The sequence below is a fragment of the Sphingomonas sp. genome, assembly GCF_031380695.1.
Taxonomy (GTDB): domain Bacteria; phylum Pseudomonadota; class Alphaproteobacteria; order Sphingomonadales; family Sphingomonadaceae; genus Sphingomicrobium.
This window is the reverse complement of sequence record NZ_JANMWY010000210.1, coordinates 1-20762: the sequence shown is the minus strand read 5'-3', so window position 1 is coordinate 20762 and position 20762 is coordinate 1. Positions and strand designations below refer to the sequence as shown.

General features: G+C 64.6%; 15 protein-coding genes. 4 read left to right on the top strand and 11 right to left on the bottom strand.

Annotated elements, in window-relative coordinates; all coding sequences use genetic code 11:
- Positions 1 to 8 precede the first annotated feature (8 nt).
- The 7 genes from RMN84_RS07685 to cyoA are packed head-to-tail and all read right to left on the bottom strand — an operon-like array spanning position 9 to position 6526.
- On the bottom strand, positions 9 to 542 hold the full coding sequence (locus RMN84_RS07685) for a response regulator transcription factor (protein WP_309611588.1): 534 nt from the start codon (positions 540 to 542) through the stop codon (positions 9 to 11).
- Positions 532 to 1842 carry an ATP-binding protein gene (locus RMN84_RS07680; protein WP_309611587.1) on the bottom strand — a complete coding sequence of 437 codons (1311 nt, stop codon included), beginning with the start codon at positions 1840 to 1842 and terminating at the stop codon, positions 532 to 534. The genes RMN84_RS07685 and RMN84_RS07680 overlap by 11 nt, the downstream gene beginning before the upstream one ends.
- Entirely contained in the window at positions 1839 to 2534 is a 696-nt protein-coding gene (locus RMN84_RS07675) for an SURF1 family protein (protein WP_405051463.1), read from the bottom strand. The genes RMN84_RS07680 and RMN84_RS07675 overlap by 4 nt, the downstream gene beginning before the upstream one ends.
- Positions 2531 to 2899 carry a cytochrome o ubiquinol oxidase subunit IV gene (gene cyoD, locus RMN84_RS07670; protein WP_309611586.1) on the bottom strand — a complete coding sequence of 123 codons (369 nt, stop codon included), beginning with the start codon at positions 2897 to 2899 and terminating at the stop codon, positions 2531 to 2533. Before cyoD ends, RMN84_RS07675 begins: the two co-directional genes overlap by 4 nt.
- The gene (gene cyoC / locus RMN84_RS07665) at positions 2896 to 3516 is read right to left on the bottom strand and encodes a cytochrome o ubiquinol oxidase subunit III (protein WP_309611585.1); all 621 of its coding nucleotides are present in this window, start codon (positions 3514 to 3516) and stop codon (positions 2896 to 2898) included. The genes cyoD and cyoC overlap by 4 nt, the downstream gene beginning before the upstream one ends.
- Positions 3513 to 5522, bottom strand: coding sequence for a cytochrome o ubiquinol oxidase subunit I (gene cyoB, locus RMN84_RS07660; RefSeq protein WP_309611584.1), 2010 nt, complete (start codon positions 5520 to 5522; stop codon positions 3513 to 3515). Before cyoB ends, cyoC begins: the two co-directional genes overlap by 4 nt.
- An 11-nt stretch (positions 5523 to 5533) precedes the next feature.
- Complete coding sequence (gene cyoA / locus RMN84_RS07655) at positions 5534 to 6526, bottom strand: ubiquinol oxidase subunit II (protein WP_405051464.1); 993 nt, start codon at positions 6524 to 6526, stop codon at positions 5534 to 5536.
- A 218-nt stretch (positions 6527 to 6744) separates the two neighbouring features.
- On the opposite strand from cyoA, the gene RMN84_RS07650 reads away from it, so the two are divergent.
- The 3 genes from RMN84_RS07650 (at position 6745) to RMN84_RS07640 (ending at position 10419) form a co-directional block, all read left to right on the top strand.
- Positions 6745 to 8067: an MFS transporter gene (locus tag RMN84_RS07650; RefSeq protein WP_309611582.1), complete on the top strand. Its 1323-nt coding sequence runs from the start codon at positions 6745 to 6747 to the stop codon at positions 8065 to 8067.
- Positions 8068 to 8160: 93 nt separating this feature from the next.
- Complete coding sequence (locus RMN84_RS07645; RefSeq protein WP_309611581.1) at positions 8161 to 9711, top strand: cryptochrome/photolyase family protein; 1551 nt, start codon at positions 8161 to 8163, stop codon at positions 9709 to 9711.
- Between the two features lie 114 nt (positions 9712 to 9825).
- Entirely contained in the window at positions 9826 to 10419 is a 594-nt protein-coding gene (locus RMN84_RS07640) for a DNA starvation/stationary phase protection protein (RefSeq protein ID WP_309611580.1), read from the top strand.
- 149 nt (positions 10420 to 10568) lie between these two features.
- On the opposite strand, the gene RMN84_RS07635 is transcribed toward RMN84_RS07640, so the two are convergent.
- Genes RMN84_RS07635 through RMN84_RS07620 form a run of 4 tightly spaced genes read right to left on the bottom strand, consistent with a single transcriptional unit; the run spans position 10569 to position 16679 of the window.
- Positions 10569 to 11579, bottom strand: coding sequence for a DUF2891 domain-containing protein (locus RMN84_RS07635; RefSeq protein ID WP_309611579.1), 1011 nt, complete (start codon positions 11577 to 11579; stop codon positions 10569 to 10571).
- Positions 11576 to 12529 carry a DUF979 domain-containing protein gene (locus RMN84_RS07630; RefSeq protein WP_309611578.1) on the bottom strand — a complete coding sequence of 318 codons (954 nt, stop codon included), beginning with the start codon at positions 12527 to 12529 and terminating at the stop codon, positions 11576 to 11578. Before RMN84_RS07630 ends, RMN84_RS07635 begins: the two co-directional genes overlap by 4 nt.
- A complete protein-coding gene (locus tag RMN84_RS07625) occupies positions 12526 to 13197 on the bottom strand; it encodes a DUF969 domain-containing protein (RefSeq protein ID WP_309611577.1) in 672 nt (223 codons plus the stop codon). The genes RMN84_RS07630 and RMN84_RS07625 overlap by 4 nt, the downstream gene beginning before the upstream one ends.
- Entirely contained in the window at positions 13194 to 16679 is a 3486-nt protein-coding gene (locus RMN84_RS07620) for a hydantoinase B/oxoprolinase family protein (protein ID WP_405051462.1), read from the bottom strand. Before RMN84_RS07620 ends, RMN84_RS07625 begins: the two co-directional genes overlap by 4 nt.
- A 282-nt stretch (positions 16680 to 16961) precedes the next feature.
- Between RMN84_RS07620 and RMN84_RS07615 the strand changes: the two genes are divergently transcribed.
- The coding region (locus RMN84_RS07615; RefSeq protein ID WP_309611576.1) for an FG-GAP-like repeat-containing protein at positions 16962 to 20762 on the top strand (3801 nt) is incomplete at its 3' end.

Sequence of the window (20762 nt, the reverse complement as noted above, 5' to 3'; positions counted from 1 at the left end):
GGAGGCACCTAGACGATGCGGCGTTTTTCCAACTTCCGGGCAAGCGTCCGACGGTGCATCCCAAGTCGTCGTGCCGTTGCGGAGACGTTGAAATCGGTGTCCGCCAGCACCTCGTTGATCCGCTCCCACTCGATCGTCTTGATCGACGTCTGGCGCTCGCCGATCGGTACCTGCGCATCGCCGCTCAGCGTGCCGAACGCGCGCTCGATGTCGTCGGTGTTCGCGGGCTTGGCGAGGTACGAGGTCGCTCCGAGCTTGATCGCCTGCACCGCCGTGACGATGCTCGCATAGCCGGTCAGGACAATGATGATCATGTCCGCGTCGTGCGCGTGGAGCCGTTCGACGCACGTCAGGCCGGAGGCTTGTGTGAGCTTGAGATCGACAACCGCATAGTCGGCAGTCCGCGACTGGAGCAGCGTCTCGACCTCGGCCAAGCTCGAGGCAACGACGACCTCGTAATCGCGCCGTTCGAACGAGCGTTGGAGGGTGCGGGCGAAGTGCGAGTCGTCCTCGACAATCAGGAGCAGCGGCCTATCGGACATCGACTTTGCTTCCCAGTCGGATTGCCGCAAGCGGCAGCCGGATCGTCACCTCCGCACCGGTTGCGGCGTTGCGCGCCTCCAATGTGCCGCCAAGCTTGCGCGCGACGTTGCCGACCAAGTACAATCCCAGCCCGCGGCCAAGTTCGCCCTTTCTGCTGTTATAGGGTTTGCCGAGGTTGTCGAGTTGCTCGGGCGCAAAGCCTGGTCCCTGGTCGCGGACCGTTAGCACTAGCATGTCATCCTCACGCGAGAGCATGACGTCGAAACCGCCGGGCGACACCTCCGCTGCATTGTCAAGCAGGTTGAAGACGGCTTGCTGCAGCACGACGTCCGAAGCGATCGGCACGTCCACGCCGAAGCGATCGTCGTAGCGGACTGGCTTGAAGTCTCGCGCCTTCGACCAGTCAGCAACGATTCTGGTAAACAGGTGACGCACCGTCGTCGCTGCCGCCTCCTCGCCGCGCGGATCGCCCGATGACATGAGGATGCTGGTGACGATCGCCTTGCAGCGCTGGATCTCGGCCTGCATGACCTCAACATCGCGGACAAGATCGGGATCGTGCGCGATAGCGTCCACGTGCCGCCAGTCCCCCAGGATCACCGCCAGCGACGACAGAGGCGTGCCGAGTTCGTGCGCCGCGCCCGAGGCGAGCATTCCGATCCGCACGATATGCTCTTCCTCGACAGCCTGCCGCTGGACAGCGGCGAGGCGGATGTCTTGCAGGCGGAGGTTAGCATTGATCCGGGAAACGAAGAGTACCAGCAACACCGCGACCAGCGCAAAACAGACCCACATTCCCTGCACGTGAAGCTCGAACAGGCTGCGGTCGATCGTCGGCGGAAGAGTGATCGGGCGATAAAAGGCGGTCAGGAGCGCGAAGGCGATGCTGGTCGCGGCGACGAGCATCCAGCTCGACCACCGATCAAGCAGTACCGACCCGAGCACAACCTGCAGGAGGAACAGTGAGACGAACGGATTGGTCGCCCCTCCGCTGAGATATAGCTGGGCGGTCAGCGCTGCGACGTCGAGCAGAAGGGCTCCGAACAACGCCCCGTTGGTGATCGGTCCGATGGACCGCAACAGCGCAAGGCTGGCGGCGTTGAGGAGGACAAGGCCCGATAGGACCCCAAGCATCGCCACCATTGGCAGGCGGATCTGAAAATATGCCTGGGTCAGCAGGATGGTGGCGAGTTGCCCCGCCACCGCGAGCCAACGCAACTGCACCAGCTGGACCATGTTCGCGTGACCGGCGGCATCGATGGTCGCGAGCGTCGGTCGGACCATCAGACTGCGGGTCATTCGTTCGATTCGGCGCTGCGACGACTCGCTGCAAACCAGTATATGAAGCCCCCGACTGCCATGATCGCGAGTATGAACCAAGTGATCGCATAGGCCAGATGATTATTGCTGAAGCGTACCACGGTCAGTCCGCCGACAGGCCCGGTCGCATTGGTCGCATCGGCGTCGATGAAATAGGGGGCCGTAATCCCCAGCCCGCGCCGGGCGGCGATCGCGGCAACATCCCGCGAATACCAGCGATCTGCAGCGGGGTCGTTGCTTCGCAGGAACCCGCCGCCCGGCTCGGTCATGCGCAGCAGACCTGTCACGGTAACGATCCCGGAAGCAGACGGTGGCGCGGTGCGCGCCGGAACATAGCCGCGGTTGATCATGATGACGCGGCTGTCGGCGGTGTGCAACGGAGTGATCACCCACCAGCCGGGACCGCTAACGGTCGATGCCTGGACGAAACTATCGCGTGCGGGCTTGAAAATACCGATCGCGGTGACGCGGCGATAGGCGTCTTCCGGGCCGGCGGCGATAGGCGCTGGCACCGGCTTCGCGGCCAGTCGTGTAGCGACCTGCGCGATCAAGTTGCGTTTCCACGCCAAGCGCTCGACTTGCCAAGTACCGAGCGACAGCAACGCCAGGATCGCTACGATCCACGCTCCTGCAATCGCGATAAGCGCCACCGGGCGTCGGGCGTTCCTCACCCCGTCGAACTCATGTCCATTCCGGGCATCATATTCGAATTCATGTGATACATCACCCACAGCGACCCGCTGAGCGCAATTAGGACGAGGACGACCGTGAACAGCAGTGCCATGATCGACCAGCCGCCCTGCGCCCGCCGACTCATGTGCAGGAAGTAGATCATGTGGACGACCATCTGCACCGCAGCGAACGCCATGATGATCAGCGCCGTCGCCTGGCTCGCCAACGGGCGCGTAATCACCAGCCAGAACGGGATCGCCGTCAGCACCACCGCGAGCACGAAGCCGATCAGGTAATCCTTGCGCGACCCATGCGTCTCCTCGTCAATGTGAGTGGCCGGATCGGCGTGGGGCGAGGCACTCATCGCAGCATTCCCGTCAGATAGACGAAGGTGAAGACGCCAATCCAGATGACGTCGAGGAAGTGCCAGAACAGACTGAGGCACATCAGGCGGCGGCGATTGGCGGGAATCAGGCCCTTAACCTGGACTTGAACCATCAGCACGACCAGCCAGATCACTCCGAAGGTGACGTGGAGGCCGTGCGTTCCGACCAATGTGAAGAAGGCGGACAAGAACGCGCTGCTCTGCGGTGTCGCGCCGTTATAGATCAGGTGGCTGAACTCGCTCAGTTCGATGCCCAGGAAGGCGAGGCCGAACACGGCCGTGACCGCCAGCCAGGCCTGCATCACGCCGCGCTTGCTTTCGTTCATCGCCAGCATCGCAAAGCCGTAAGTGATCGACGACAACAGCAGCATCGTCGTGTTGAGCGCCACGAGCGGAAGATCGAACAATTGCTTGGGCCCGGGACCGCCGGCATAGCTGCTGCCGAGGACTGCGTAGGTCGCGAACAGCATCGCGAAGACCAGGCAGTCGCTCATCAGATAGATCCAGAAGCCGAGCATCGTGCTCGATCCTTCTGGATGATGCACCTCCTCCGCGAGGTGAAACAGGTCGGGGTCGAAGGTGGCGCTCTGGTTCATGCCATCACTCCCGCGAGGGTTGCGGTGCGGGCGTCTTCCGTCGCGGTCACGTCCGCGGCCGGGATGTGGAAGTCGCGCGAATAGTTGAAAGAATGGCCGATCAATACCGCGACGATGCAGGCAAAGCTAACCACCGCCAGCCACCACATGTACCAGATCATCCCAACGCCGAAGCCGACGCTGAGTGCGCCGAGGATGACGCCAGTACCGGTGTTGCTCGGCATGTGGATATCGCGGAAGCCGGTGGTCGGACGCTGATAGCCGCGGACCTTCATGTCGGCCCACGCGTCACCGTCATGAATTACGGGCGTGAAGGCGAAATTATAATCGGGCGGAGGCGACGAAGTTGCCCATTCGAGCGTCCGGCCGTTCCACGGATCGCCCGTCACGTCGCGCAGCGTCTTACGGTCACGGATGCTGACGGCAAATTGCACCAGCATGGCGGCGATCCCCAGCGCGACCAGGAATGCCCCGAACGCGGCGATGACGAACCAGATCTGGAGGCTTGGATCGTCGAACGTGCGCAGGCGCCGCGTCACGCCCATCAAGCCCAGAACATAGAGCGGCATGAACGCGAAATAAAAGCCGATCACCCACAACCAGAACGACCGCTTGCCCCAGCGCTGGTCGAGCTTGAAGCCGAATGCCTTGGGCCACCAGTAATTGATCGCCGCGAAGGCTCCGAACAGCACGCCGCCGATGATCACGTTATGGAAATGAGCGACCAGAAACAGCGAGTTGTGAAGGACGAAGTCAGCCGGCGGGACGGCAAGCAGTACCCCCGTCATTCCACCAAGTGTGAAGGTGATCATGAATGCGATCGTCCACATCATCGGCAGCTCGAACCGCACGCGGCCGCGGTACATGGTGAACAGCCAGTTGAAGATCTTCGCACCCGTGGGTATCGAGATGATCATCGTGGTAATGCCGAAGAAGGAATTGACGCTGGCGCCCGATCCCATGGTGAAGAAGTGGTGCAACCACACGAGGTAGGCCAGCAACGTGATGACCAGGGTCGCGTAGACCATGGAAGTGTAGCCGAAGAGGCGCTTGCCCGAGAAGGTCGAGGTCACCTCGCTGAACACGCCAAACATTGGCAGGATGAGAATATAGACCTCCGGATGGCCCCAGATCCAGATGAGGTTGACGTACATCATCGGGTTGCCGCCCAGCGTGTTCGTAAAGAACGCCGTGCCGGCGTAGCGATCGAGGCTGAGCAGCGCGAGCACTGCGGTCAGCACCGGGAAGGCCGCGACGATCAGGATGTTGGTGCACAATGCCGTCCAGCAGAAGATCGGCATCTTCATCATCGACATGCCGGGCGCGCGCATCTTCACGATGGTCGCGATCAGGTTGACGCCCGACAGCAGGGTACCGATGCCAGCAATCTGCAACGCCCAGATGTAATAATCGACGCCGACCCCGGGGCTGGCCGAGATGCCCGACAAGGGCGGCATGGCCAGCCAGCCAGTCTGGGCGAATTCGCCGAGGAACAGGCTCATCATCACGGTCACCGCGCCACCAGCGGTCATCCAGAAGCTGAAATTATTGAGGAACGGGAACGACACGTCGCGCGCACCAATCTGCAACGGGACGACATAATTCATCAGCCCGGTCACGATCGGCATCGCGACGAAAAAGATCATGATGACGCCGTGGGCGGTGAACACCTGGTCGTAGTGGTGCGCGTTGAGATATCCTTCCGAACCGTTGAACGCCATCGCCTGCTGAAGCCGCATCATGATCGCGTCGGAAAAACCGCGGACCAGCATGACGATGCCGAGAATCATGTACATGACCCCGATCTTCTTGTGATCTACGCTGGTGAACCACTCCTTCCACAGATAGCCCCACAGCCTGAATTTCGTGACGCCGGCCAGGACTGCAATGCCGCCGATCGCAACCGCGACGAACGTCGCCACGACGATTGGTTCGTGAAGCGGCAGGGCTTCGATCGTGAAGCGGCCGAAGATCGGGCTCAGCGCGGGGCTGGTGGTCGTCTGCATTGTCGTTCCGGTCACAGCGTTGTCGGATTGGACGGCGACGCGTTGCTGCGCTGCTGCACGTCTCGCGGGCTTTTGGGCGGCGCTTCACCGGCGTCGCCACCGGTCAGCGCCGGTCGCGCGATCTTCGGCGTCGGCACGCTGGGCAGGTGCTTCATGCCAGTCACAACGCCCGTATCCTTGCGCATCTTGGGACTCGGGCAAGTCGTGCCGGGCGCGATGCACTGGCTGACGACCGCGTCGAACAGCCCCGGCGCAATCGACGCAAAGCGTATCACCGGGGCATTCTCGGTCGGCTTCTCGAGCGCCAGGTAGGCCGTGTGCGACAAGGTCGTCGGCGCCGCCCTGTTACGCGCGATCCACGCCGCGAAGGCCGCATTGTCCATTCCGTGAAAACGGAAGCGCATGCCCGAAAAACCCGCACCGCTGTAGTTGGAGGAGAAGCCGGCATAATTGCCTGGCGTGTTGATGACCGCGTGGAGCCTCGTCTCCATCGACGGCATCGCGTAAATCATTCCGGCGAGCGTCGGCACGTAGAAGGCGTTCATCACCGACGACGAGGTCAGCCGGAAGTTGATTGGCCGATCGACCGGTGCGGCCAGCTCGTTGACCGTCGCCACGCCATATTCGGGATAGATGAACAGCCATTTCCAATCGAGCGCGACGACCTGGACCTCGAGCGGCCTCGTGCCGGGCGGCATCGGGCGGCCTTTCGCCAGCCGTTCGATCGGCCGATAGGGGTCGAGCAGGTGCGTTCCGGTCCACGTCACCGCCCCCAGACAGATCACGATTAGCAGGGGCGCTGCCCAGATCACCAACTCGAGCTGGGTCGAGTGATCCCAGTCCGGCTCGTAGCGCGCCGCTGTATTGCTTGCACGATATCGCCAGGCGAAGATCCCGACGAGAGCGATGACTGGGATGACGATCAGCAGCATCAGCGCGGTGGCGAAGATCACCAGGTTACGCTGCTGGAGCGCGACATCGCCCATCGGGTTCATCACGACCATGTTGCAGCCGCCGAGCAACCCGGGCAGCACGGCGAGCGGCAGGAGGCGAAGGATCACAAGCGGGGTGACCGCGGAGCGGCGGGACAACAACATGCCAAGCAATTAGGCGCGGTCGCTGCAGCGCAACATTGGACATTTTGTCCAATATCCCCGGATCACGCTATGGGGCATCTGATGATCGACCGGCAGCATGCCGCAGGGTCGAGGAACCGTAATCGATGAATGCCCCCACCGCATCCCAGGTCGCGGAACGCGATGCTCGCGCGATCAATGCCCGGCACGGCGACATCGCACCGAGCGAGATTGCGATCGGAGTCGTCATCGGGCGGACGTCGGAATTCTTCGACTTCTTCGTTTATGCGATCGCTTCAGTGCTTGTCTTCCCGACCCTGGTCTTCCCCTACGTCGATCGCCTCACCGGCACCGTCTATTCCTTCGCCATCTTCGCGCTCGCGTTCGTGGCGCGGCCAATCGGTTCGCTCATTTTCCTTGGCATTGATGCCGTCCTCGGGCGCGGTACGAAGTTGACGATTGCCCTATTCCTGCTCGGCGGATCGACCGCCGCCGTCGCCTTTTTGCCAGGCTATGACACGATCGGCATCTGGTCGGCCGTGTTGCTGGCCGCGTTCCGCATCGGCCAAGGCATCGCGCTTGGTGGGCAATGGGACGGCCTGTCGTCCTTGCTCGCGCTCAACGCGCCAGAGAATAAGCGCGGCTGGTACGCGATGATTCCGCAGCTTGGCGCGCCGCTCGGATTGATCGTGGCGAGCGGACTGTTCGCCTTTTTCATCACGACCCTGTCACCCGCAGACTTCCTCGACTGGGGCTGGCGCTACCCCTTTTTCGTTGCCTTCGCGATCAACGTCGTTGCCTTGTTCGCGCGGTTGAGGATGGTTTCGACGCCCGATTATGCAGCGCTGTTCGAAAGCCGCGAGCTGCAGCCGTCACGCTTGATCGATACGGTGCGAAGCGACTGGCGCAACATCGTCATCGGCGCCTTTGCACCGCTGGCGAGCTTCGCCTTATTTCATATGGTCACGGTTTTTCCGCTTTCCTGGATTGTACTCTTTACGGGTGAGAGCGCAGCGCGTTTCCTCGGGATCGAGATTGTTGGTGGCGTCGTCGGAACAATTGCCGTCGTCGCATCGGGGCTAATTGCTGATCGCGTTGGCCGGCGCTATCTTCTCGGCGTATCGGCGGCAGGCATCGCGGTATTCAGCGGATTTGCGCCACAGCTTCTCGACGGCGGCGCAGTGGGTGAAGTGGTGTTCATGGTCGTCGGCTTCACCCTGATGGGACTTGCCTTTGGCCAGTCCTCAGGCGCTGTCGCCGCCAATTTCGGGAGCTCGCGCCGTTATACCGGTGCCGCGCTCACCTCAGACCTCGCCTGGCTCGTCGGCGCCGGCTTCGCACCGCTCGTCGGGCTGGTGCTGGCAAGCAGGTTCGGCTTGGTGGCGGCGGGTGCCTACCTTCTTTCCGGTGCGATTGGTACGTTGATCGCGCTGGGCATCAACAAGGAACTGGCACACCGCATCTCGTGACGGCGCCGGCGCCGAACCGGTTGTCCCGCCGCGGGCCAAATCACCGGTAGGCAAGCAGGCGCTGGAGGCACGACCGGACACACAGGAACCCGCATGACCATTCTCATCCCCGTCCTGGGCGATCAGCTTTCGCACTCACTGGCATCGTTGCGGGACGTCGGTCCGTCCGGCGCAATCGTCCTCATGATGGAAGTCGCCGAGGAAACCACTTACGTTCGCCATCACAAGCGCAAGATTGCGCTCATCCTCTCCGCCATGCGCCACTTCGCGCGCGAACTTTGCGACGCCGGATGGACGGTGGACTATGTTCGCCTCGACGATCCCGCCAACTGCGGCAGCTTCACCGGCGAAGTCATGCGCGCGGTCGATCGGCATCGCCCGGAATCGATCCGCATCGTCGAGCCGGGCGAGTGGCGGGTCAAGACTGAGATCGACGGCTGGACGAGCCGAATCGGCATCCCGGTAGAAGTGATCGCCGACGACCGCTTCATCTGCGGTATCCTCGAGTTCCAGACCTGGGCCCAGTCGCGCAACGGACTCATGATGGAATATTTCTATCGCGACATGCGCCGCAGGACCGGGCTGTTGATGGATGCCGACGGCAAGCCCGAAGGCGGTCAGTGGAATCTCGACAAGGAAAATCGGGCCCCGCCCAAGTGCGGGATGAAATATCCCGAACCGCTGCATTTCGCGCCTGACGAGACGACCGGCGAGGTCATGGCGCTGGTTGTCAACCGCTTCGCTGATCATTTCGGGCGGTTGGAGAAGTTCGGCCTGCCCGTGACCACTGTCCAGGCACACGCGGCGCTAGACCACTTCATCAAGACCGCGCTGTCCGATTTCGGAACCTATCAGGATGCGATGGTGACGGGGCAAGACTGGCTCTTCCACAGCTGGCTGAGCCCGGCGTTGAACACGGGCCTGCTCACGCCGCTCGAGGTCGCGCAGGCGGCCGCCGATGCCTATGCAGCGGGCCGTGTGCCGCTCAACGCGGCCGAAGGCTTCATCCGCCAGATCATCGGCTGGCGCGAATATGTCCGCGGCTATTATTGGCTGGAGATGCCGGCGGTCGCGAATGCCAATGCGCTTGGTGCGACGCGACCCTTGCCCGAATTCTACTGGACTGGCGAAACCGACATGCTGTGCATGGCCGAGGCCGTCCGCAACACGCGCGATCACGCCTATGCGCATCACATCCAGCGACTGATGGTGCTCGGCAATTTCGCCATGCTCGCCGGCGTGCGGCCGCAGGACGTCGCCGACTGGTTCCTCGTCGCATATGCCGACGCTTATGAGTGGGTCGAACTGCCCAACGTAATCGGGATGAGCCAGCATGCCGACGGCGGTCGCCTTGCAACTAAGCCCTATGCCGCCGGCGGTGCCTACATCAACCGCATGTCCGATCATTGTGGTCGCTGTCGTTACGACGTGAAGCAAAAGGTCGGGCCTAACGCCTGTCCATTCAACGCGCTCTATTGGGATTTCCTTGCCCGACACGAGCGTCGCTTTCGTCGCAATCGCCGAATGATGAAGATTTACGCCAGCTGGGATCGAATGGATCAAGCAACGCGCGAGGCATATCGAACAAGCGCTAGTTCCTATCTCGAGACGCTCCAGCCCGCTGCAGATGGTTGGGCTCGTTAGAGCAGGACGGCTGTGGTCTCTGGCGACACATGGCGTGGGCATCCGCACACGGGAACCATCGTCAAAGCATACCGTTGACGAGCGCCGACCAACCCGGCTGTACAAGGAGCACGCATGGCCAAGAAGTCTGCCCCCGCCCGAGTCACTAGCTCGAACGACGAGGCGCAACCTCGATACCAGGTGGAATATCGCGAGATTCAGGCATTTGGTACGCTAAAGGACCTGCCGATCGGCCTTGAGGACAATGCCCGAGCGCAGAGTGTCGCGATCCTCAATCAGGTACTGGCCGACACGATGACGATCCGCGACCTATACAAGAAGCATCACTGGCAAATGTCGGGCGCGACTTTCTATCAGCTGCACCTCCTCCTCGACAAGCATTACGAGGAGCAGGCTGCACTCGTCGATCTCATCGCCGAACGGATCATGGCGCTTGGCGGAATCAGCATCGCGATGGCACCCGACGTGGCCGAGATGACCAAGATCCCGCGGCCCCCGAAGGGTCGGGAGGATGTGCCGTCGCAACTTGCCCGCCTGCTTGAGGCGCATGAGATCATCCTTCGTCAAGCACATGAAGGTGCGTCGAGTGCCGACGAAGCGGGTGATGACGGCACGAACGACATGCTGGTCAGCAACGTGATCCGGACGAACGAACCGCAGGTGTGGTTCGTGGCGGAGCATCTGGCAGGAACTCAACTGGTCGCCTGAGTTTCGAAAAAGGCCCAGTGTCGGCTGACGGGCCGCTTCGCGTCGGCGCTCAGCTTGCAACGCCGCGGGCCGTGGTTCGCGGCGATTGACAGGGCGGAATCTGACACGGTGATCCGCTCGGCAGCCTTACGGTAGGTCGATTGAAGATACTAACGACAAACTGTCCACTCGTCTCCGGGTGGTTGGGGGTACAGTGCCAAGAGCGCGAAGGTCGCAAGCCAGTGTTCGCCGGCATAGTCGCCCGCGACGTGGGGCAGCGAAGCGTCGAGATGACGGCGCGCGCGCAATTCCAGCGCGGATGCCCTCGGGGATGAAGCAATCGCCGTCGCGATCGCGCGCAGGCACCATGCACGACTGAGGTTGAGCCCGTCCAGATGGGCGATCTTGCCGTCGCTGCGATCGGACACGGCGACCGGCTCGAACCGCGCCATTGCCGCCTCCGGGAGAAACGCATCGAACCAGGCCGAGAAGCTCGCCCGGTCCATGACGTGGCTCATCAGCAGCGCAGCGGTTAGCGCAGGTGAGAGAAATTCGTCGCCGCCCGGCTCCCACCCGCGATAGTTGCGCTCGTCCGCGAAGGCCCGCCTTGCCCATTCGTCGATGGCCCGAGTCAAGGCCGGGTCGCGCGCCACCGACCAACTGCGCGCGAGGACCAGCGCGAAGGCGGTGTTGAAGTGCGTGCCGACGGTGATCGGATAGCTGAGCTTTGCGAGATAGGGTGTGAACCGGTCGGCGAACGCGATCGCCAGCGGCCGGAGGATATCCGCCCAGTCGCGATCATCATGGCGGGCCGCTTCATGATGGAGCGCGAGAAGCCACGCCCAGCCATAGGGCCGCTCGAACCCCGCCGACTCCGGCCGGTCGAGGTAGGCCAGCTCGACCGCTGCATGGGCCGGGGTGAACCGCTCGGCGGCGAGCGCTGCAATCTCGGCCGCCGGGCCGATGGCGGGGAACAGCCGGCGCAGCGTCAACAAGGTCCACCAGCCATGGACGCAGCTGTGCCAGTCGAAGCTGCCGAAGAAGATCGGGTGGAGGTCTCGCGGGGTCCGCGCATCGTCGTCCGACGTCAGGACATGGTCGAGCTTGTGCGGATATTCGCGCCCGACATGGCCGAGCGCGATCCGCGCGAACCGTTCGGCCGTGGGTAGGTCGAGGTTCATCGAAAGGCCGCCAGCCAGATGACGAAGATGTTAAAGGCAAGCAGCGGCAGCGCGGTCGCGACCTGCGCCTTGACCACCGCATATTGATCCTTGAGTTCAAGCAAAGCCGCCGGGACCAAGTTAAAGTTGGCGGCCATGGGCGTCATCAGCGTGCCGCAAAATCCGGCCAGCATCCCAACCGCGCCGATCACCGCCGGATCGCCATGATCATGCTGGATCAGCACGGGCACGCCGATCGCCGCCGCCATGACCGGAAAGGCCGCAAACGCGTTGCCCATGATCATCGTGAACAACGCCATGCCGACGGCGAAGACGATCACCGCGACGAGCACACTGCCGTCGGGAATGATCGACCCGAACAGCCCGCCGATGATGCTGCCAATGCCGGCTGTGGCAAACAGGACTCCGAGGGCGGCGAGCATTTGCGGGAGGACGGCGGCCCAGCCGATCGCATCGATCAATCGCCGTCCTTCGTTGAGCGGCGCGAGCGCTGGCGGGCGGAGCCAGGCAAAGATGACGGCGAGGGCGAGCAGAACGCCGAGGGCGAGGAAGACATAGGTCTCACGCCGGGGCTCGATCCAGCCGGCTTGGCCGAGCGGCGTGTAATTGTAGGCCAGCGTGCCGGCGAGCGCCGTCACCGGGATGATCAGCGCGGGCAGGAACAGCCGGTTGCCGTGGCGGATCGAATACTCCTCGCGTTGCTTACTCGACGTGGTCGCAGGGTGGCTCCGGCCGATCAGTCTGAACCCGCCCAGGCCGGCCAAGCCGAGCACGAGCACGCCATTGGCGATATCGCCAATGCGGTCGCCGGCCAGCAGACTGAGCGCCATTAGGCCCCAGAAGGCGCTATTGCCGAGACGCTTCGGGTTCGACCGGTCGCTCAGGCCAAGGATCGCGAAGGCGGCGAACATCGCGCCGGCGAGCATGTAGATCCAGTCGAGCGTAATCACCGCGCCGTCCGCCGCAGCCGCGCGCTGAACAGGCGGATCCTGACGGCATGGACCAGGAATGCCGCCAGCGCGGTCGGTATCGCCCAGACCGCCAGCTCGATCGGAGTCAGCTCATAGCCGTAGGTCGCGAGCGTCTGCTGGATGAGCACGATCGAGCCGATCGCGATGAAGATGTCCTCGCCGAAGAACAGGCCGACATTATCGGTCGCCGCCGCCATCGCATTGACCGCATCGGCCTGGGTGTCATCAAGCAGGCCATGCTCGCGCTCGGCGGCGGCCAGCGCCATCGGTGCAACCAAGGGGCGAACCGTCTGCGCGTGACCTGCAGTTGAATGGAGACCGACGGCGGAAATCGCCTGGCGATAGGCGAGGTAGGCGATCAGCAGCCGCGCCAGGGTCGCTCCCTTGAAGGACCGGACCAGATCCGCCGCGCGCTGCTGCAGCCCAAATCGCTCGAGGCTGCCGATGACCGGCAGGACGATCCAGACGATGGCAATGACGCGATTGTCGTTGAACGCCTTGCCGAACGTCGCAATGACCGTGACGGGTTCCATCCCCGCGATCAGGCCGGTGACCAGCGCGGAAGCGGTTACGACCAGCATAGGGTTCAGGCGCAGCGCGAAGCCGGCGACAACCATCAGGATGCCGATCAGCGGCCAGTAGTTCATTGCTCCTCCTTGCCATAGCCGCCGCCGCCCGGCGTCTCGATCACGAACCGGTCGCCTAGCTTCATGTCAACCGCGGCGCAGGCGGGCAAATCCTCGACAGTCCCGTCGCGGCGGATGACCCGGTTGATGCCGGGCAGCGCATCCCCGCCTCCGCTAATCCCGCGCGGCGGTACTGCGCGGCGGTTGGACAGGATGTTGGCCTGCATCGGCGCGAGGAACATGAACTCGCGGATCACGCCATCTCCGCCGTCGTGTCTACCTTTTCCGCCCGATCCCCGCCTGATTGCAAATCGCTCGATCCGCACCGGGAAGCGGGTCTCGAGAATTTCGGGATCGGTCAGCCGGCTGTTGGTCATGTGGGTCTGGACCGCGTCGGTCCCGCCATGATCGGGGCCGGCGCCGGAGCCGCCGCAGATCGTCTCGTAATATTGGTGGCTGGCATCGCCGAAGGTGAAATTGTTCATCGTGCCCTGGCTCGGTGCGAGCTGGCCGGTCGCGGCGAACAGTGCGTCGGTGACGACTTGACTGGTTTCGACATTGCCGGCGACCACTGCGGCTGGCCGGTGGGGACGAAGCATCGAACCGTCGGGAACGACCAGCGTGATCGGGATCAGGCAGCCATCGTTCATCGGGATCTCATCGTCGACCAGCGTCCGTACGACATAGAGCGCGGCGGCGCGCGTGATCGAATAAGGCGCGTTGAAATTGTCGCGCAGCTGCGCGCTGGTGCCGCTGAAATCGAAGGTCGCGCCACGCGCCGCGCGGTCGATCCGGATCGTGACTCGAACGACGGCACCATTGTCCATCGGGTACGCGAATTCACCGTCGTCGAGCCGGTCGATGAGACGGCGGACCGATTCCTCCGCATTGGCAATGCAATGCGCCATATAGGCGTCGACGACCGCCTTGCCTTCTTCTCGGGCCACCTCGACGAGGCGCTCGAGGCCGCGCGTGCAGGCCGCGAGCTGGGCCTTGAGATCGGCGATATTGCGGTCGATATCCCGCGCCGGGTGCGGGCCGCGCGCGAACAGGGCGCGGGTTTCAACTTCAAGGAAGCGACCCCGATCGACCAGCACTTCATTGTCGATGAGGACGCCTTCGTCGTCGATGGTGCGGCTGTCGGGGGGCATCGATCCGGGCGCGATCCCGCCGACGTCGGCATGGTGTCCGCGCGCGGCGACGAAGGCGTCGGGACCCTCGCTCGCGCCATAGAAGACCGGCACGATGACCGTAATGTCGGGCAGGTGGGTGCCGCCGCGATAGGGATCGTTGAGCAGATAGGCGTCGCCCGCAAGGATGCCGCGACCGTCGCGCCCGTCGCCGCGCGCAGCGAGGATTGTGCGGATGCTCTCGCCCATCGAGCCGAGGTGGACCGGGATGTGCGGCGCGTTGGCGATGAGCGCGCCGGTCCGGTCGAACAGCGCGCAGGAAAAATCGAGCCGCTCCTTGATGTTGACCGAGCTCGCCGTCGCCTGGAGTGCGGCGCCCATTTCTTCGGCGATCGCCATGAACAGATTGTTGAATATCTCGAGCCGTACCGGATCGGCGTCGGTCCCCGCCGCGCGCTGGCGCCTGAGCGGGGTGGAGCGAGTCAGGATGAGGGTGCCGTCGCCTTGCCGAGCACCTCTCCAGTCCTCGTCGATGACGATGGTCGAGCCCGTTTCGTGGACCATCTCCGGCCCAGCGAAGCGCTCCTCCCGAGCGGCATTGCCGATGGTCGGTTGGGCCCGGCGCGTGCGGCCGATCGCTTCGGCGACCAGCGCTTCGATGACGACGTCCGCAGTCTCGTCGGCATAGCCGAAGCGTGTGCGGTGAAGCCGGTGGAAGTCGGCCTTCATCGCTGCAGGCTCGGCCAAGTCGAGCTCGATCGAGCTGTCGCTGTCGGCCAGCCGCAAGCGGACACGCTGCACAATCTCGATCCGGTCGGCGCCGACGCCCTGTGCCATTACCTCTGCGCGGACCGCGTCGGTCAGCGGCGCGAACGCCTGTTCGAAAGGGTCGGCCAGCGGTTTGCGCCAGCTGGTTTGGCGGATGGCCTTCACGTCGGCCAAGCCAATGCCATAAGCCGAGAGCAGCCCGGCCAGCGGATGGATCAGGATCTTCGCCATGCCCAGCGCATCGGCCACCGCGCAGGCGAGCTGTCCGCCAGCGCCCCCAAAGCAAACCAGCGTGTAGCGGGTGACGTCGTGGCCGCGGGCAATCGAGATGCGGCGGATCGCGGCCGCCATATTGTCGACTGCGATAGCCAGAAAGCCGCGCGCGATCTCGTCGATCGGCATCGATCGGGGGAGGGTGCCCGCGATTTCCGCCAGCCGCTCGCGGGCCGCCTCGAGATCGAGCGGCTGGTCGCCGTCAGGGCCGAAGAGTGAAGGGAACCGGGCAGGGTCGATCCGGCCGGTGACCAGGTTGCAGTCGGTGACCGTCAGCGGCCCGCCATTGCGATAGCAGGCCGGCCCCGGCCACGCGCCCGCCGATTCCGGCCCGACCCGAAAGCGCATCCCGTCGAACCGGCAGATCGATCCGCCGCCGGCGGCGACGGTATGAACCTGCATCATCGGCGCGCGGATCGAAACGCCGGCGACCAGGCTTTCCTCGGCCAACTCCAGGCGGCCGGCATAATGCGATACGTCGGTCGAGGTGCCGCCCATGTCGAAGCCGATCAGCCGCTCCTCGCCGTGCGCCTTCCCGGCCGCGACCATTCCGATCACGCCACCGGCCGGACCCGACAGGATGGCATCCTTGCCGCGAAAGGCGCGGGCGTGGGTGAGGCCGCCGTTGGACTGGATGAAGCTCAGGTCGCAGTCGGCACCCAGGCCGTCGGCGACACGGTCGACATAGCGGCGCAGGATCGGCGACAGATAGGCGTCGACCACTGTAGTGCCGGCGCGCGGAACAAATTTGATCAACGGCGCGACCTCGTGGCTGGCCGAGACTTGGGCAAAGCCGGCCTGCTGCGCCAGCGCGGCCAGGCGGCGCTCGTGCACGGGGTGGTACCAGCCATGCATCAGGGCGATGGCAATGCTGTCGAACAGGTCAGCGCGAAGCTTGGCCAACATGGCCGTCGCCGCCGATTCGTCCAGCGCACCAAGGACGGCCCCGTCGGCACCGATTCGCTCGTCGACCTCGACCACGCGATCGTACAACATCGGCGGCAGGACGATATGGCGCGCAAAAATGTCGGGCCGCGCCTGGTTGCCGATTCGCAGCGCATCGCCGAAGCCGCGCGTCGTCAGCAACGCGGTGCGCTCGCCCTTGCGCTCGAGCAGGGCGTTGGTGGCGACGGTGGTCCCGATCCGCACGTCGCCGATGGTGCCGCCGTCGGCCGCGATGATCCGCCGGATCCCCTCGAGCGCGGCATCGTCGTAAATGCCGGGACCGACCGACAGCAGCTTGGCAGCGCGCTGCAGTCCATCGGAACTTTGGGCGACAACGTCGGTAAAGGTGCCACCGCGATCGATGGCAAAGGACCAGGTTCGGCTCACGATCGGGTTCAAGCAGAGCGGTGGCGCGCGCTCAAGGTGCAAATGACCGCACCAAACTCCTTCATTGTCGCAGGGGTAGTCCGAAACGTACCATTGCGGCGCGCTGACATGCTGTTAACAATGGCCGCCTGAGCATCGAGGTCCAGAGGGCCTCATCGCGGCGGGCCTTGGGTCGGTTACCAATGCTTGCATCGCGCCCGGCACGCGCCGGGCGCGATGCTGCGTTGAGGGACCGGGGCGGCGGACGCCGGTGCGTCCCGCCAGTGCGTCACGGGAAGTGTCATGCCATCGACGCGGTTCGTACTGAGCGACCTGACGATCGGCAGCGGCATGTTGGTCAGCGTCATCGACCCGGACCTCTATGCGGTCGGCCAGCCCGGCGATCCCGACCGGCCGCTGTACGTCTATGATAGCAGCAGCGGCACGGCGCGGTTCACCAACCTTGGCAGCATTTCCGCGATCCTGAGCGCGACGACGGCCGGACGGCTGCACGGGCTCGCCGTGGCGCGGACTTCGGCGACGAGTGCGCAGGCGCAGTTCTTCAACGCGGCGGGCGCTTCCTTTTCGATCGACAACCGCTGGACCGACGGCGGCGGCGACATGTCGAGCGGGTTCACCACCGGCCTGTTCGAACCGCAGCTTGCGATCGGTTTCCGCAACGACGGCGTCTTCTCCGTCCGTGCCTCGTCTGGCGATGCTTTTGGAGCGTGGAGCGCGGGAGTCGCGTCCTTCCTCAACCAGGGCAGCGTCACCGTCACCAGTCCGTTCAATGCGGTCGGGCTGTTCGGCCGGGTGTCGAGCCCGTTCGACAATCGCGGCACTATCATCGTCCAGGGCGGCGTGTTCGGCGAAGGGGTGCACTGGGATAGCGCGACGGGCACGAGCTTCGCCAACAGCGGCACGATCAGGGTGACGACCGGCCTTGCCTCGACCCATGCCAGCGTGGGCCTCTTCCTCGGCGAAACGAGCGCGCTGGGCGGCGGCGGCAACGAGATCGTCAATAGCGGAATGATCGAGGCCGACGTCGCGATCATGGTATCGGATGCGACGGCACCGGGGGCGATCGCCGATACGATCCGTAACAGCGGGACGATTCTGGGCGACGTCCGGCTGGGCCTTGGCGCGGACGTCGTCATCAACAGCGGGGCGATGAACGGGCGGACCCTCCTGGGCGAGGGCAATGACCAATATGCCGGCGGCAGCGGCCGCCACGATGGCAGCGTCGAAGGCGGGCCGGGCAGCGACCAGCTGACCGGCGGATCATTTGCCGACACATTGTTCGGCGACACTGGCGACGATCAGATCGTGGGGGGCGGTGGCGACGATATGCTCGACGGCGGCTGGGGCAGCGACCGGATTGATGGCAGCGCGGGCTATGACACCGCCTCCTATGCGGAATCGCCGAGCCGGGTGCTCGCCGACCTCGCCGCCGGCACCGGGTTCGATGGCGCTGGGTGGGACCGGCTGCTCGGCATCGAGGCGCTGGTCGGGTCGCGGTTCGACGATGTGCTGATCGGGAGCGGTCAGGCGGACAGTCTGCGCGGGCTGAGCGGTGACGACCGGATCGAAGGCGGCGTCGGCAACGACGTCCTTCGCGGCGATAGCGGGGCGGACCTGCTCAGCGGCGGCGCAGGTAACGACCTATTCCAATATCAGGCGGGCGACGGGGCCGACACCATCACCGATTTCGCCAACGGCGACCGGGTGCGAGTCTATGGCTTTGCCGCGGCCCAGTCGCTGGTCCAAAGTGGGCCGGACGTGGTGCTGACGCTGGCGGGCGGGGGCAGCATCCGCTTTGCCGCCACGCAGCTGACGACGGTCCAGGCCGGGCTGACGTTTGCGGCGGCGTTGCTTGACACGCCGGTGACGATTGCTCAGCCAGCGATGCTGGTGGTGGATGAGCAGATCGCCTTTCCGGCGGGAACGACGGTCGCGATCGCCGATGCGGAGGCGGCCAGTTTCGCCGGTATCGCGCATGACGCCGGGCTGTTGCTGAGCTCGACCGGGGTGACGCCGCAGCTGTTCAATGCGGGCGCGATCGCGGTATCGGATTCGGGCGCTCGCGACAGCTTTGCCGGGGTCGGCAATGGTCTGTCGCAGTTTAATCCGGCGGCGGAGCTGGTCAACCGCTTTGGGGCGGCGCTAACGGTCGACGGCAATGCCATCGACCTGTTTGGGACGCGCGGCCTGAGCGGCGTGTGGAACGACGGGACAATTCGCGTGACGAACATCGCCGGGCGCGTGACCGGGCTGATCGATGCCACCGCCTTGTCGGGGGTCGTCGTCAACGGCGGGACGATCGCGGTGGATGCGGCGACGCGCGCGGTTGGCATCGGCCAGTCCCTCGGGACCGGCCGTAGTGCCGGGTCGATCGTCAACAGCGGTGCAATCAGCGTTCACGGCGGGACGGCCAGCGTCGGGATCGAGTGGAAGGCAGGGTCGTTCGCGGCTGTGTCGCCGAGCGTCATCGTCAACGCTGGTTCAATCATCGTCGCGGATGACACATTGGCCCGCGATAGTGCCGGGATTGCGCTCGACTGGTCTGGCAGCGCGTCGTTGTGGAACAGCGGCGCGATCCGCGCCGATTATGCCCTGCGCCGTGCCGACCTGATCCCCGGCTACGACCAGTCGACCCTGTCGATCTTCAACAGCGGGTCGCTGATCGGCGACATTGACCTGCGCAGCGGCGACAGCGCCGACGTGCAGCGGGTGGTGCTGATCAACTCCGGGTCGATCATGGGCAATGTCAGCCTTCACGCCGGAGCTGATGTGTACGACGGGCGGCAGGGCGTGCTGGTCGGTTCGCTGTCGGGCGGGGCGGGCGACGATGTGTTGCTGGCCGGGACCGGGGACCAGACGATCGACGGCGGGACGGGGGACGATCTTGTGTCCGGCGGGGCGGGCAGCGACGTGCTGACTGGCGGGGCCGGGGCCGACCTGTTCCGGTTCGAGGCGGGCTATGGGGCGGACATCGTCACCGACTTCAATCCGGCGGCGGGTGACCGCATCGTCGTGCGCGGCTATTCTGGCTGGGCCAGCATCGTCCAGCAGGGCGCCGATGTGGCGGTGACGTTCGCGGCGGGGGATGTGCTGCTGCTGCGGGGGCAGCAGGTGGCGGCGATCGCCCCGGCGCTGTTCACGTTCGATGCCGCCGCGATTGCCGGCATTGTCATCCCCGCTGCGCCGACCGCTCCCGCGCCGCCGGCCGCGCCGCCACCGATCGCCGCGCCGGACGTGCCGATCCTGTTCGGCGGCGAGGGGGAGGATGTGCTGGTGGGCGGTGTGGGAGCGGACGTGCTGCGCGGGTTTGGCGGGAACGATGTCCTAACCGGCGGTGGCGGTGCGGACGTGCTCAGCGGCGGGGCGGGGGCGGACCTTTATCGCGACACGGCGGCGGGGCATGCGGGCGACACTATCCTCGACTTCGCGGTAGGCGACCGGATCGTGTTCAGCGACGCGAACCCGGCGAGTTTCGCCTTTTCGCTGACAGGTCCGACGCTTTCTTACAGCGGTGGATCGCTGACGCTGGCGAACGCGCTGGCCGCACCTTTGGTCGCGTCGGCCGCGCCCGGCGGTGGGGTCGAGCTGCGCGTCGCCCATGGAGCCGCGAACGACTTCAACGGCGACGGGCGGAGCGACATATTGTGGCGCAACATCGACGGCACGCTCGGCGACTGGTTCGGCAGTGCTGGCGGCTTCACGATCAATGTGCAGCTGTTCGCCGTACCCGCCGCGTGGCGCGTCGTGGGGACCGGTGATTTCAACGGCGATGGCCGCAGCGACATATTGTGGCGCAACAGCGATGGATCGCTCGGCAATTGGCTTGGCGATCCGAACGGCTATTTCGCGGTGAATAGCGCGGTGCCGCTTAAGAATATCCCGAACGACTGGCACATCACGGCGACGGGCGACTTCAACGGTGATGGACGCAGCGACATCTTGTGGCGGAACGATAGCGGCGCGCTCGGTGACTGGCTCGGTAACGCGAGCGGCAATTTCGACATCAATAACTCCGCGCTGATCGGCGTGCCGATCGACTGGAAGGTCGTCGGTGTCGGCGATTTCAATGGCGACGGGCGGTCG

What these genes read in the sequence shown, in the direction of transcription:
- RMN84_RS07685 (WP_309611588.1), bottom strand. Translation starts at nt 542, where the DNA reads ATGTCCGATAGGCCGCTGCTCCTGATTGTCGAGGACGACTCGCACTTC.
- RMN84_RS07680 (WP_309611587.1), bottom strand. Translation starts at nt 1,842, where the DNA reads ATGACCCGCAGTCTGATGGTCCGACCGACGCTCGCGACCATCGATGCC.
- cyoD (WP_309611586.1), bottom strand. Translation starts at nt 2,899, where the DNA reads ATGAGTGCCTCGCCCCACGCCGATCCGGCCACTCACATTGACGAGGAG.
- cyoC (WP_309611585.1), bottom strand. Translation starts at nt 3,516, where the DNA reads ATGAACCAGAGCGCCACCTTCGACCCCGACCTGTTTCACCTCGCGGAG.
- cyoB (WP_309611584.1), bottom strand. Translation starts at nt 5,522, where the DNA reads ATGCAGACGACCACCAGCCCCGCGCTGAGCCCGATCTTCGGCCGCTTC.
- cyoA (WP_405051464.1), bottom strand. Translation starts at nt 6,526, where the DNA reads ATGGTCGTGATGAACCCGATGGGCGATGTCGCGCTCCAGCAGCGTAAC.
- RMN84_RS07650 (WP_309611582.1), top strand. Translation starts at nt 6,745, where the DNA reads ATGAATGCCCCCACCGCATCCCAGGTCGCGGAACGCGATGCTCGCGCG.
- RMN84_RS07645 (WP_309611581.1), top strand. Translation starts at nt 8,161, where the DNA reads ATGACCATTCTCATCCCCGTCCTGGGCGATCAGCTTTCGCACTCACTG.
- RMN84_RS07640 (WP_309611580.1), top strand. Translation starts at nt 9,826, where the DNA reads ATGGCCAAGAAGTCTGCCCCCGCCCGAGTCACTAGCTCGAACGACGAG.
- RMN84_RS07635 (WP_309611579.1), bottom strand. Translation starts at nt 11,579, where the DNA reads ATGAACCTCGACCTACCCACGGCCGAACGGTTCGCGCGGATCGCGCTC.
- RMN84_RS07625 (WP_309611577.1), bottom strand. Translation starts at nt 13,197, where the DNA reads ATGAACTACTGGCCGCTGATCGGCATCCTGATGGTTGTCGCCGGCTTC.